This window comes from Marivivens aquimaris (assembly GCF_015220045.1).
Classification (GTDB): Bacteria; Pseudomonadota; Alphaproteobacteria; order Rhodobacterales; family Rhodobacteraceae; genus Marivivens; species Marivivens aquimaris.
Genome location: NZ_JADBGB010000002.1, coordinates 1 through 13,424, shown reverse-complemented (window position 1 = coordinate 13,424; position 13,424 = coordinate 1). Strand labels below are relative to the sequence as shown.

General features: G+C 61.5%; 12 protein-coding genes. 3 read left to right on the top strand and 9 right to left on the bottom strand.

The window, feature by feature from the left end:
- Positions 1-2: 2 nt before the first annotated feature.
- The gene (locus IF204_RS16445) at positions 3-401 is read left to right on the top strand and encodes a response regulator (protein ID WP_194098271.1); all 399 of its coding nucleotides are present in this window, start codon (positions 3-5) and stop codon (positions 399-401) included.
- On the opposite strand, the gene IF204_RS16440 is transcribed toward IF204_RS16445, so the two are convergent.
- Together IF204_RS16440 and IF204_RS16435 are read right to left on the bottom strand one after the other, a co-directional pair.
- Positions 371-1,255 (bottom strand): TolB family protein, encoded by an 885-nt coding sequence (locus tag IF204_RS16440; protein WP_194098270.1) that lies wholly within the window; start codon positions 1,253-1,255, stop codon positions 371-373. The two genes, IF204_RS16445 and IF204_RS16440, sit on opposite strands and share 31 nt — an antisense overlap.
- 60 nt (positions 1,256-1,315) lie before the next feature.
- Positions 1,316-2,386 (bottom strand): calcium-binding protein, encoded by a 1,071-nt coding sequence (locus IF204_RS16435; protein ID WP_194098269.1) that lies wholly within the window; start codon positions 2,384-2,386, stop codon positions 1,316-1,318.
- A gap of 209 nt (positions 2,387-2,595) precedes the next feature.
- Here IF204_RS16435 and IF204_RS16430 point away from each other — a divergent pair, with 209 nt between their 5' ends.
- Positions 2,596-2,808, top strand: coding sequence for a DUF1127 domain-containing protein (locus tag IF204_RS16430; protein WP_194098268.1), 213 nt, complete (start codon positions 2,596-2,598; stop codon positions 2,806-2,808).
- Between the two features lie 153 nt (positions 2,809-2,961).
- On the opposite strand, the gene IF204_RS16425 is transcribed toward IF204_RS16430, so the two are convergent.
- The 7 genes from IF204_RS16425 to IF204_RS16395 form a co-directional block, all read right to left on the bottom strand.
- The gene (locus IF204_RS16425) at positions 2,962-5,283 is read right to left on the bottom strand and encodes a Tex family protein (RefSeq protein ID WP_194098267.1); all 2,322 of its coding nucleotides are present in this window, start codon (positions 5,281-5,283) and stop codon (positions 2,962-2,964) included.
- A gap of 60 nt (positions 5,284-5,343) precedes the next feature.
- Positions 5,344-6,192, bottom strand: a complete 849-nt coding sequence (gene nadC, locus IF204_RS16420) for a carboxylating nicotinate-nucleotide diphosphorylase (protein ID WP_194098266.1) — start codon at positions 6,190-6,192, stop codon at positions 5,344-5,346.
- Positions 6,189-7,760: an L-aspartate oxidase gene (locus IF204_RS16415; RefSeq protein ID WP_322743304.1), complete on the bottom strand. Its 1,572-nt coding sequence runs from the start codon at positions 7,758-7,760 to the stop codon at positions 6,189-6,191. The genes nadC and IF204_RS16415 overlap by 4 nt, the downstream gene beginning before the upstream one ends.
- A gap of 10 nt (positions 7,761-7,770) precedes the next feature.
- Complete coding sequence (gene nadA, locus IF204_RS16410) at positions 7,771-8,823, bottom strand: quinolinate synthase NadA (RefSeq protein ID WP_194098265.1); 1,053 nt, start codon at positions 8,821-8,823, stop codon at positions 7,771-7,773.
- Positions 8,824-9,563: 740 nt separating this feature from the next.
- Complete coding sequence (locus tag IF204_RS16405) at positions 9,564-10,013, bottom strand: RpiB/LacA/LacB family sugar-phosphate isomerase (protein WP_194098264.1); 450 nt, start codon at positions 10,011-10,013, stop codon at positions 9,564-9,566.
- A gap of 15 nt (positions 10,014-10,028) precedes the next feature.
- On the bottom strand, positions 10,029-10,790 hold the full coding sequence (locus tag IF204_RS16400; protein WP_194098263.1) for a triose-phosphate isomerase: 762 nt from the start codon (positions 10,788-10,790) through the stop codon (positions 10,029-10,031).
- A 3-nt stretch (positions 10,791-10,793) separates the two neighbouring features.
- Positions 10,794-11,555 carry a DeoR/GlpR family DNA-binding transcription regulator gene (locus IF204_RS16395; protein WP_194098262.1) on the bottom strand — a complete coding sequence of 254 codons (762 nt, stop codon included), beginning with the start codon at positions 11,553-11,555 and terminating at the stop codon, positions 10,794-10,796.
- Between the two features lie 157 nt (positions 11,556-11,712).
- Between IF204_RS16395 and tkt the strand changes: the two genes are divergently transcribed.
- Positions 11,713-13,424, top strand: a 1,712-nt coding sequence (gene tkt / locus IF204_RS16390) for a transketolase (RefSeq protein ID WP_194098261.1), incomplete at its 3' end; no start/stop codon positions are given.

The following is a 13,424-nucleotide window of genomic DNA, read 5'->3' as shown; positions in this document are numbered from 1 at the left end:
TCATGCCCAATTTTTCGCGAGATCTGGATGTACTCATCCTTGAGGACGAAGCGCTCATCAGCTTTGACCTCGAAATGCTGATTTCGTCCTGCGGCGCCAAGTCGGTGGTCTGCGCCTTTGACATCGAACAGGCCCGCGAAGCGCTCGCGCAGCAGAAATTCGATATTGCTGTGCTGGACCTCAATCTTCCGGACGGCGAGTCCACCGTGCTCGTGCCGCAACTACGCGACGCAGGCACGGCGATCGTGTTCCACAGTGGCCACGGCCAACGCGCGGACCTGATGGCACGCTACCCCTATGCAGAGTTCACGGCCAAGCCCGCTGCAGTGGCGACGTTCAAATCAGCCTTCGTCACCGCAATCGCCAAGGCTCACGGTGTGGTACCGACCGCCGAAGGATAACGCACGTAGGCGAAACGGCGGCTGTCAGGGGCCCAGCTATTGACATTGATCGTCCCTTGCCCGCCGTTGAAGCTGTCGAGCAAACGGTCGTTCGTGCCGTCGATATCCATCAACCTGATCTGCACATCCTTGTCCGCAGGATGCCCGAGCGTGCCCGCCGGATAGCTGATGTAGCTGACCTTCGTGCCATCGGGCGAGACATGCGGAAACCAGTTCACCCGCTCCCCACCGGTCATCTGCACGACGTTCCCACCATCGCGGTCCATGCGGTAGACCTGCGCATGTCCAGCGACCCGTTCGGGCGCTTCGCCGTTGTACCAAATATGCTTACCATCCGGTGAGAATTCAGGGCCGTCGACGGGATAGGCGCCATCGGTCAGCTGGATGTCCTCCTGCCCCAGCAGATGAATACGGGTCACGAGCGGTGAGAACTCCAGCGCCACATAGGCCAGCGTATCGTCCGCACCGACGCCGTGAAGGTAGTAGTTCCAGCCGCGATCCTCGGTCACGCGGCGAGGGCTGCCCCCCTCGAACGGCACTGCGTAGATGTGGCCGTCGTTCACCGACCCGTAGATCGTGCTGCCGTCCACCGAGATGACGTGATCGTTGTTCCAGTCCTGCACATCGCCCGTGTCGATCCGCAGCGGCCCCTCCGACCCGTCAACGGCCATCCGCCACAGCCGCCCATCCGCGTTGTAGACGATCCACTTCCCGCAAGGCGACCAGTTCGGTGCCTCGATCAGCGCAGTACTGTCGTACAGGATTTCCGTCTCGCCACTTTCGCTGTCGATGATGACCAACTCGCAAATGAGGTCATCCCGCAAGCGGCGGGTCTTGGCATTGGGTCTGAGCATAATGAGTCCTCCGCCGTCCAGACTGGAGCGGCGCAGAACATGTTGCAACCGTTTCGTGTGTTAGCCGAAGAAGTCGACCAGATCGTCGAGCGTGATGGTGCCGCCGGTCGGCACTTCGACGTGTTCGATGTCTTTGAGGATCACGGTATGATCGCCGTCCCAGACCTTCCAACCGTTCTTGAGTTCTTTCACGCGGACATCGGAGTCGGGCGAAATATCGATCGCAGTCAGATCAACCGTATCGACACCCGCACCACCATCGATAACGACTTTCTTCGACCCGCCCAAAAAGATGAAATGGTCGTCACCTGCACCGCCGGACGCTTTCGACACCGACGAGAGGTAGATCGTGTCGTTACCGTCGCCGCCATCGACCTTTTTGACGGCCTCGGTTTCGATAACGTCATCACCGCTACCGCCGAGAAGGACCTTCACCTGATAAGCAGAAACAAAGTCATCGCCTGCTCCGGCCATGACCTTTTTCGTCTCGGAGACAGAAATGGAGTCGTCACCGTCACCGGCTTGCACCTTTTTGAAATAGCTGACCTGGACGTCATCATGACCACTGCCGCTATCCAGCAGCTTGCCGTCCATCGCAAAGATGAAGTCGTCACCTTCGCCGCCAAAGATCTTAGCGACTTCGGTGCCGCGGATCGTGTCATTGCCAGTGCCGCCGAAAACCGACTGCACATAATAAGCTTGGATGTAATCGTCATCCGCACCGCCGTCGACAATCAGGCCGTCATAGATATCGAAATGGTCATCGCCTGCGCCGCCATAGTATTCGTGGCCCGCGCCCGTGCCGTCGAAGGTGTCATCACCGTCATCGCCCATCAGCACATGACCAGCGGCGCTTTTACCGCGTGCATCGCTGTAGCTGGAAACGCTCAGGGTATCGTCGCCGACGCCACCGTAAAGCGTATCGCCCTCGGCGTCGCCATTGTGCGCCATAAGCAGATCGTTACCCGCGCCGCCATCAAGCAGATCGTGCCCCGCTCCGGCAGTCATCACGTCGTCGCTGTCGAAACCGCAGAGCGTGTAGTCGCCAAGCCCGCCCGTCATCAGGTCCATGCCGGCTGTGCCGTACACCAGACCGTCTCCGGTGACATGTTTGTATCCGACGTCTGACATTTTCGACCTGAAGTGGTGAATTAACAAACTTCGGTTCTACTATCCGAAGGGATAAAGTCAATATCCCCACGGGTTGAACGCATATTCCCTTTGCCGTGAGTGGTATTCACTGCGTGCATAGCGCGTTTGAGGGTTTTGGGGGTTCTTTCTGCGGTGCAGCATCTCATATCAATGACGTAATGATAGCGCCAACACTGAAAGGATTTTCAATGGCTACCACGTACAACACCGAGATGCAGAACCGTTCGGGCATGTTTGCCGGTCTCGTCAGCGCCGTTCGCGGTTTTGAAGCCCGCCGCGCCGTTTACAACCGCACCCTGATGGAACTGAACGCACTGAACGACCGCGAGCTGGCCGATATCGGTATCCACCGCTCGATGATCGCTCAAGTCGCCAAAGAAGCTGCCCGTCAGACCAACTGACGGTCAGTTTCACCCCCTGCCACAAAAGGGCGGCTGTTTGGTGGTGAACACCCTGCCTGGCACAAGAATACGAACCACATCCTCTGACATGACCCGATCGCTAGGACGATCAGACACGCTGGTGGACTATGCCACCAGCGCCGGTGCCGAGGGTTATTTCTTTTTCATCGCATCCATAAGCGCCGCGCCGAACGAGCCGGTGTCCGCCTGACGTCCCTTTTGCGGGGATGCCTTCATCGGACCCTTGTTGCCGCCGCCGCGCGGACCTTTGGCCGGACCACGCGCATTGCGGTCCTCTTTCGCGGAGGCTCCGCCGTCCTTGCGCATGGTCAGACCGATGCGCTTGCGCGGCACGTCGACCTCGGTCACGCGGACACGGACGACATCGCCCGCTTTGACGATCTCGTGCGGGTCTTTGACGAAACGGTCGGCCAGTTGGCTGACGTGGACCAGACCGTCCTGATGCACGCCGATATCCACGAACGCACCAAAGGCGGCGACGTTGGTCACGGTGCCTTCGAGCGACATGCCCGGTTTGAGGTCTTTGATATCCTCGACGCCGTCGGTGAAGGTCGCGGTTTTGAAGGTCGGACGCGGGTCACGGCCCGGCTTTTCCAGTTCCAGCAAAATGTCGCGAACGGTCGGCAGACCGAAGGTGTCGTCCACGAACTGCTCTGCCCGCAGACCGCGCAGGCTGGCGGCATCGCCCATCAGCGCGCGCACGTCACGACCGCAAGCGGCGACGATCTTGCGCGCCACGCCATAGGCTTCGGGGTGGACAGAAGACGCATCGAGCGGCTCTTCACCTTCGCGGATACGCAAGAAGCCCGCGCACTGTTCGAACGCCTTGGGGCCAAGACGGGCGACCTTCAGCAGTTCCTTGCGCGACCGGAACGCGCCGTTGGCATCGCGGTGCGCCACGATGGATTCCGCCAGTACAGGACCAAGGCCCGACACGCGCGCAAGCAGCGGCGCCGACGCGGTATTCAGGTCTACACCCACCGCGTTCACAGCGTCTTCGACCACGGCGCTCAGCGACTTGGCGAGCTTGGATTGGTCCACGTCGTGCTGGTACTGGCCCACGCCGATGCTCTTGGGTTCGATCTTCACCAGTTCGGCCAGCGGGTCTTGCAGGCGGCGGGCAATCGACACCGCACCGCGCAGCGACACGTCAAGGTCGGGGAATTCGCGCGCCGCAAGCTCGGAGGCCGAATAGACCGACGCGCCCGCTTCGCTAACGACAACCTTGGTCGGCGCTTTGAAGCCCTGCGGCAGCATTTTGATGACATCGGCGGCAAGGCGCTCCGTCTCGCGGCTGGCCGTGCCGTTGCCGATGGCGATCAGGTCCACGTTGTGCTTCCCGATGAGGCGCATCAGCGTTTCGGTCGCCCCGTTGATGTCGTTCTTGGGCTGGAACGGATAGATCGTCGCGGTGTCGACAACCTTGCCCGTCGAATCCACCACGGCCACCTTCACACCCGTCCGAATACCCGGATCGAGGCCAAGCGTCGCGCGGTCGCCTGCAGGCGCGGCCAGCAGCAAGTCCTTGAGGTTACGGGCAAATACGTTGATCGCATCGTCATGCGCCTTGGCCCGCATATCGCCGAGCAGGTCGAGCATCATGGTCATCGACAGCTTCACGCGCCACGTCCAACCCGCGACCGTGCGCAGCCACTTATCGCCCGCGCCATCGGTCCGCGTGCCAAGCTGCGCCGCGATCATGTTCGTTGCGCGGTCGGCACCCGTTTCGGGATCGGGCGCGATGTCGAGCGTCACGATGCCTTCGTTCGCGGCACGCAGCAGCGCCAGCGCACGGTGGGACGGGATCGTGGCCCAAGCCTCACTGTGGTCGAAATAGTCGGCAAACTTGGCGCCCTCGGCCTCTTTGCCCGCGATGACCTTGGCGGTGACGATACCGTCTTTTTGCATGAACTGGCGCAGCTCACCCAACAGACCCGCGTTCTCGGCAAGGCTTTCGGCCACGATGTCACGCGCACCGTTCAGCGCGTCTTTGGTCGTCGGCACGGCCTCGGTCACGAAACCGGCGGCAAGCTGTTCGGGATCGGCGGCGCGATTGTCCAGAATCGCATCAACGAGCGGCCCCAGCCCGTTTTCCCGCGCGATCATCGCTTTGGTGCGGCGCTTGGGTTTGTAGGGCAGGTAGATGTCTTCAAGCTCGGCTTTGGTGCTGGCGCGAGCGAGCGAGACCGACAGATCGTCGGTCATCTTGCCCTGCTCGGTGATCGAGCTGACGATGGCCGCGCGGCGGGCTTCCATCTCGCGCAGATAGGTCAGGCGGTCCGACAGCGTGCGCAGTTGGGTGTCGTCCAGACCGCCCGTGACTTCCTTACGGTAGCGGGCCACGAACGGAACGGTCGCGCCTTCATCCAGCAGTCTGACCGCAGCCTCGACCTGTTCGGGACGGGCGGAAATATCGGTGGCAATCGTGCGGTTGATGCGGACGGCTGTATCCAAAACGGGAACTCCTGAACGGTTGGTCCTCCGTTCTAGCCCCGCGCTATCCGCCCCGCAACGTCAGAAATCGAGACCGAGATCCAGCGTCATCGCCGAATGGGTCAGCGCACCCGAAGAGATGTAATCGACGCCCGTAGCAGAGACTTCGGCGATGCGGTCCAGCTTCATGTTGCCCGACGCTTCGAGCACAACGCGGCCCTCGGCCATCTTCACGGCCTCGATCAGCGTCGGCGTGTCCATGTTGTCGAGCAGCACGTTATCTGCGCCGCCGACCGCGAGCACTTCGGCGAGTTGCTCCAGCGTATCGACCTCGATTTCGACCTTCACCATATGGCTCGCGACGGCTTTGGTCGCGTCAAGCACAGCGCGGATACCGCCCGCCGCAGCGATGTGGTTGTCCTTGATCAGGATCGCGTCCGAGAGGCTGAAACGATGGTTGAAACCGCCACCATGCAGGACCGCGAGCTTCTCCACCGTCCGCAAACCGGGGGTGGTTTTGCGGGTGCAGGTGATGCGCGTTTTCGTGCCAGAGGTCTGGGCGACAAACTGCGCAGTCAGCGAAGCGATGCCCGACAGACGGCCCGCAAAGTTCAGTGCAACGCGCTCGCCCATCAGGATCGACGAGGCCGCGCCTTCAATGGTCATCAGCGTCTGGCCCTTGGTCACGGCAGCGCCGTCGCCCACCAGCGTGTCGATCTTCAGCGACGGATCAACGAGGTGGAACGCAATGCGCGCGATCTGCATTCCCGACACGACGCCCTCGTCGCGGGCGTTCAGCTTGGCCTGATAAGTCACACCGGCGGGGATCACGGCGCGAGTGGTGATGTCGCCAAAGGTGCCCATGTCCTCGGTCAGGGCATTGCGGACGAGCGGCTCAAGCACCAGATCGGGCAGCGCGGCGTAGGTCATGGGGGTCCCTCCTTGGCGCAGCGGGCGCGGATTTCGAGCGCCTCGGCCAGCGTAATTTCAGTGCGGTGGGCCTGTTCGGGATCGGCCTCAGGGAAATCGGTGCGGAAATGACCGCCGCGGGATTCTTCGCGCAGCAGGGCCGCCGCAGTAATCAACGTTGCGGTCGCGGTCATGTTGCTGAAGGTGCGCGATTGCGCTTCCAGCTTTTCCAGACGGGCGATTTCGGCCAGCGCGGTTTGCAGTCCGGCGGCATTGCGCAGAACGCCCACGTTGTCGGTCATCGTCTTGCGCAGCGCGGCCATGCTCTCGGGCGCGAAGGCGTCGGTGCCGCCGTCGGTGAACTCCAGCTCCACCTCTGCAGCATCGACCAGCGGCACCTGAGCCGTGATGTCCTGCGCGCATTGGCGGGCGAAAACGAGCGCTTCGAGCAGACCGTTCGACGCCAGACGGTTCGCGCCATGAAGGCCGGTCGAGGCTGCCTCTCCGCAGACCCAGAGCGACGACATGCTGGTCCGGCCCTGATCGTCGGCGTCGATACCGCCCATATGATAGTGTGCGGCGCAAGCGACGGGGATCGGCTGCGTCACAGGGTCGATGCCATTACGCGCGCAGGCATTGGCGACGACGGGGAACTTCGTCAGGATCTCGGCGCCCAGAACCTCGCGGGTATCGAGGCACGGACGGCGGCCCGCTTGGGTTTCGGCAAAGATACCGCGTGCCACGATATCGCGCGGTGCAAGCTCGGCCCGCGGGTCGATCGCCAGCATGAACCGTTCGCCATCCGCGTTGATCAGCTTGGCCCCTTCACCGCGCAGCGCCTCGGTCGCGAGCGGCGCGGGGTCTTCGCCAACGTCCATCGCGGTCGGGTGGAACTGCACGAACTCCGGATCGCCAACGACAACGCCGGCGCGGGCGGCAAGGCCGACGACCTGACCACGGATGCGCGGCGGGTTTGTCGTCACGGCGAACAGTCCGCCCGACCCACCACCGGCGAGCAGCACAGCGGGGCAGCGGATCAGCACGGCTTCGGTCTCGCGGTCGGAGGCTTTGACATAGACGCCTTTGACCACGCCATCCTCGACCTCAAGGCCCGTGGCCAGCGTGTTCGTGCAAACCTGAACCGAAGGCGTTTCGCGCACGACCTCGATCAGGGTCTCCATGATCTTCGCGCCCGCCTGATCGCCCTTCACCCGCACGACGCGGGGTTTGGAGTGGGCCGCCTCAAGGCTCAGCACATAGCCGCCCTCGGGGCCGCGATCAAAGGGCGTGCCCTTGTCAGTGAGGTTCAGAATGTGTTCGCGCGCGTGGGAGGTCACCATCTCCGCGATTTCGATATCAACGGTGCCGGCACCTGCCAGAACGGTGTCGCGGGCGTGGGCCGCTGCGCTGTCGTCCTCGGACATCGCCGCCGCAACGCCGCCCTGCGCCCAAGCCGAAGATGCCCCCTGCCCCAACGTCTCCGGCGAGATCATCAATACGGGACGCGGCGCGAGTTCGAGCGCCGCATAGAGCGCGCCCAATCCTGCGCCGACGATGACGATCCGGCCGGTTTCGATGGTATGGGTCACATTTGTATCCTCAGAGACCGAGCTGCTTGCTCATGTCGATCATACGTTCGACCGCCTGACGCGCCTTGTCGGCAACCGCAGCGTCGACCTCGACAGGGGTCTGACCGGTGTGGAGCGTCCAGAGGACTTTCTCCAGCGTGATCATCTTCATGTAGGGGCACATGTTGCACGGACCGACGAAATCGACTTCGGGCAGCGAGTCCGCGATGTTCGACGCCATCGAGCATTCGGTGACCAGCATCGCGCGCTCGGGCTTTTCGTCGTTCACATACTTGATGATGCCGCTGGTCGAGCCCGAGTAGTCGGCCTCTGCCACCACTTCGGGCGGGCATTCGGGGTGCGTGATGATACGGGTGCCGGGGTTCCATTCGCGGAATTCGCGGATGTCCTGAGCGGTGTACTGTTCGTGCACGATGCACGAGCCGTTGTACCAGACGACCTTTTTCTGCGGGACCATCTTGGCCACGTTCTGCGCAAGGTACTGGTCCGGCGTCATGATGATCGTGTCACCGTCAAGCGCGGCAACGATCTGCGCGGCATTCGACGAGGTGCAACAGATGTCCGACGCGGCTTTCACTTCGGCGGTGGTGTTCACATAGGTGACAACCGGCGCACCGGGGTACTGGCGGCGCATCTCTTCGATGTCGGCGGCGGTGATCGCATCGGCCAGCGAACAGCCTGCGTCCATGTCGGGCATCAGAACGGTTTTGGCGGGGTTCAGGATCTTCGACGTCTCAGCCATAAAGTGGACGCCGCACTGAACGATAATGTCGGCTTCGACGCGGGTTGCCTCGATCGCAAGCTGGAGGCTGTCGCCCACCACATCCGCAACGCCGTGATAGATCTGCGGCGTCATGTAGTTGTGCGCGAGAATGACCGCGTTCTTCTCTTTCTTGAGCTTGTTGATCGCGGCGACGTAGGGCGCGTAACGGGCCCAGTCGATTGGATTGACCACACGGTCCATCTTGGCAAACGTGTCCGACATCGCCTCTGCCAGCTCGGGGTTCGGCGCGAGGTCGTAATGCTGGGCCAGCTCTTCACGTATGTTGGTCAGGTCGAGCACGGCGTTCCCCCTTAAAATCCGCGTTGCGAGCGTCTTTTTTCACTCAGATGCCGCCTGATCAAGCTGCTTTGGGCTATTTGTGACGTTTTTATTAACGTTACTCATACCTGAAGAGGCATCGGCTTATGTCAGCTAGACCGAAGGGTGCACGATTCAATCGCATACGCCTAGAATCCGCCAAAGTTGCACACGAGTGCACAGAAAGCCGCTTCTAAATCGATTGAGGACTACGACCAAAGTCGGTGCTTGACGGATAACCGCCTTATTTTGCTTGGCAAAACCGCTCCGCCCTACTTTTGCCGCATTGACGTAAAGTAAGGAGTTCGCCACTTGCGGGAATATGACCTTTCGGATAGGTTGCCCATACACACAGCATGGTAGCTGGTTGTTTGTTGAATGGTTTGTGAGTGAGTTACTGGGATTGTCCGTATTGCTGGACACCCCAATGGCCCTTTTGTGTGTACCTTCAGCTATTTAGCGCGTGTGGCGACCAACGGATTCGTTGATTGGGGGCGTACGCTGCGGGTTTTTCTTCCCGTTGCGTGCGCCTATTTTCCTTGCGGTTCAGCACGCAGCATTCCTACTCAGGGTAGAGATAAGAACCGTTCTCACCATCGAACTTAGAAACCGTTTCATAGTTGTGCCACAATTGGGACTTTAGTCCAACCAAGCTCGGCAGACAAAAAAGCGGCCCGCACGCCGGGGAGCATACGAGCCGCGACCAATCCCGAAGGACCGGCTTACTTGTTGTACTTGGCGTCGACGTCGTTGATCGCCTGGACGTTGCTAGCCGAGGCGCCTGCTTCGTCGAAGGACTTCGACAGGAATTCGTCGACGATGGTCTTGGCGACTTCGGCACCGATCACGCGCGCACCCATGGTGATGATCTGCGCGTTGTTCGAGGTCGCGGCCTTGCCAGCCGAATAGGTGTCGTGGGTCAGCGCTGCGCGGATGCCCGGAACCTTGTTGGCGGCGATGCAAACACCGATGCCGGTGCCGCAGACCAGAATGGCCTTTTCATAAGTGCCGCCAGCGACGCCCGATGCGACGGTGTCCGACAGGTTCGCGTAGAATTCCGCGTTCACTTCCGCCATGTCGAGGAAGGTCACTTCGTGCTTGTCCGAAAGGTAGTCGGCCAGAACCTTGGCCAGACCTGCACCTGCGCTATCGCCTGCTACTGCGAGTTTCATGGATCTCTCCGTTCGTTAGATTACGGCCGAACACTTGGCCAGGATGTCGAGGTAGCCGTTCACGTTCCACGCGGAACGACCGATGAATAGACCGTCGATGTGCGGGCACTGGATCAGTTCCTCGCAGTTCTCCGGATTGACCGAGCCGCCATAGAGGCACGGCACCTTGCGGCCGAGCACCTCTTCGGCGACCGCGATGATTTCTGCCTGACGGGCGTCGGCGTATTCGCTCGACGCCGGAATGCCGTTGACGCCGATGGCCCAGACGGGCTCGTAGGCGAGCAGGATTTCAGCCGACTTCTGTTCGTCCGACAGCTTGCCGAGCGCGCCGCGCACCTCTTCGGCCAGCACGTCGGCAGCACGGCCGCTTTCACGCTGTTCGAGCGTTTCGCCCAGACAGATCAGCGGGATCATCCCGTGACGGACGGCAGCTTCGGTCTTGAGGCCAACAGTCTCGTCGGTTTCGCCAAAGAACTCGCGGCGTTCCGAGTGACCCAGCTCCACGATGTCGAGGTTGCAGTCCTTGAGCATCAGCGGCGACACCTCACCGGTCCACGCGCCAGCGTCGTCCCAGTGCATGTTCTGCGCGCCGACCTTGACCGAGGTGTCGGCCAGCATTTGCTTCACTTCGCGCACGGCGGTGAAGGGCGGAATGACAAAACGCTGGATGCGGTCGTCACGGGCGGCGTCGGCAGCGGCCAGACCTTCGGCGAACTCTTTCGCTTCGGCGAGGGTCTTGTTCATCTTCCAGCTTGTACCAATCCAGAAATCAGCCATGGGTCATTCCTTTACATTCATAATCTTGATCCCCTGATCGCGCAGCGGGTCGGCCACGTCGGGGGACAGCTTGTCGGTGACGATAGTGTCAAATTCGCTCAGGTCCGCGAGCTGGTGCAGCGCGGTGCGCCCGAATTTCTTGGCGTCGGCCAGCAGAACGCGCTGCGCGCCTGCCTTGATCATCGCCTGCTTACAGCGCGTGACGCTTTCATCCATGTGATAGGCCATGCCGCCGGAAATCGCGGGCGAGGACAGGAACGCGATATCCGCTTTCAGCCGCGACAAGGACTGTTCGGTCACGAGGCCGAAGAAGCCGTTGAACTTACGACTATATATACCGCCCAATGCGATGAGCGTGATGCCCTGCACTTCGGTCAGCACCTGAATGGCGGCGAGGTTATTGGTGATCACTGTCAGCGGACGCACCTGAGCAAGCATTTCGGCCATGATCCCAGCCGTCGTGCCGTCGTTGATCAGCACGGTCATTCCGGGTTCGACCAGCTCCGCCGCTTTGGCAGCGACGCCGCGTTTGGCATCGGTGTTTTGCAGCGCGCGGTAGCGGTAGTCGGCTTCGAACTGCGTGGACGTCTCGATCGAGGCCCCGCCGCGCACCTTGCGCAGAAGGCCAGCTGCTTCCAGTTCGTCCAGATCGCGGTGGATCGTCATTTTCGACACGCCGAACCGCGCCGACAGATCGTCGAGCGTGACAGAACCGGCCTGCACCAGCAGGTCCAGAATGTTCTGGCGGCGGTCTTCTAGTTTCATGACGTCTCCTCTCCGACAGGCGGTAACGCACCATCGGCCCTTGTTGTGGAAAATAACAGAGCAAATCACAAAATCAATCATGTTTTGTGATTTTGTTATTTTAGGTTGTGATTTTTCACATTTGCTTCTAAGCAATGGCGCAACAGGAGGACTTTTCATGCCCAAAGATTCGTTTATCGCGGCCAAGTCGGCTGCCGATCCCCTTAACTTCGCTCTCGCCAACTGCATCCGCGCGCTGTCGATCGACGCCGTGAATGCCGCGAACTCCGGCCACCCCGGTGCGCCGATGGGTATGGCCGACGCAGCCACCGTTCTGTTCCGCAAGCACCTGAAGTTCGACGCGTCGAACCCTGATTGGGCGGACCGCGACCGTTTCGTTCTGTCGAACGGCCACGCGTCGATGCTGCTCTATTCACTTCTGCACCTGACCGGTTACGAAGATATGACCATCGATCAGGTCAAAAACTTCCGTCAGTGGGGCGCGATCACCGCAGGTCACCCCGAATACGGTCACGCCAAAGGCATCGAGACCACCACCGGCCCGCTGGGTCAGGGCATCGCGACCGCCGTCGGCATGGCGATGGCTGAAAAGCTCGCCGCGTCTGAATTCGACGGCCTCGTCGATCACCACACCTATGTCATGCTGGGCGACGGTTGCCTTCAGGAAGGCATCGGTCAGGAAGCCATCAGCCTCGCCGGTCACCTCGGCCTTGGTAAGCTGGTCGTGCTCTACGATGACAACAGCATCACCATCGACGGCCCGACCTCGGTGTCATTCTCCGAAGACATCCCTGCCCGCTTTGCCGCTTGCGGCTGGCACGTCCAGTCCTGCGACGGCCACGATGCAGAGGAACTCGACGCTGCGCTGACCGCCGCCAAGGCAGAAACCGGCAAGCCGTCGCTGATCGCGATGAAAACCATCATCGGCTTCGGTTCCCCGAACAAGTCGGGCACTGCTGGCGTTCACGGCTCGCCGCTCGGCGACGACGAAGGTGCGGCTGCCAAGGCTGCGCTGGGTTGGGACGCGGCTCCGTTCGAAATTCCGGCAGACCTCGCGCTCGAATGGCACGCCATCGGCTCGCGCGGCGCTGACGCCCGCAAGGAATGGGAAGCCAAACTGGACGCCCACCCGCAAAAGCAGGCTTTCATCGACCGCATGTCGGGCAAGCTGCCCGAGGGCTATGACGCAGCCTTCAAAGACGCTCTGGCGAAACTCGCTGCGGAACCGGCCAAGGTCGCAACCCGCAAAGCCAGCCAGATGGCACTCGAAGCCCTGACCCCCGCCGTTCCGGCCATGGTCGGCGGCTCGGCTGACCTCACCGGATCGAACCTGACCCGCGTAAAGGCTGTCGACACCCAGTATACCCGCGAAACTCCCGGCCGTTACATCGGCTACGGCGTGCGCGAATTCGGTATGGCGGCTGCGATGAACGGCCTCGCACTGCACGGCGGTTTCATCCCCTACGGCGGCACGTTCCTCGTGTTCTCGGACTACTCGCGTAATGCGATCCGTCTGTCGGCGCTCATGGGTATCCAGACCATCCACGTCATGACCCACGACTCCATCGGTCTGGGCGAAGACGGTCCGACCCACCAGCCGGTCGAGCACATGGCATCGCTCCGCTCGATCCCGAACCTTCTGGTGTTCCGCCCCGCCGATGCGGTCGAAACGCTCGAAGCGTGGGACATCGCGATCCGCACCACCAACAAGCCGTCGCTCATGGCGCTTTCACGTCAGGGTGTGCCCCAGTTGCGTTCGGCAGACGAAGGTGAGAACCTGACCGCCAAGGGCGCCTACGTCATCCGTTCGTTCGGCGAAGGCCGCGACGTGACCCTGATCGCCACCGGCACCGAAGTGTCGCTGGCCGT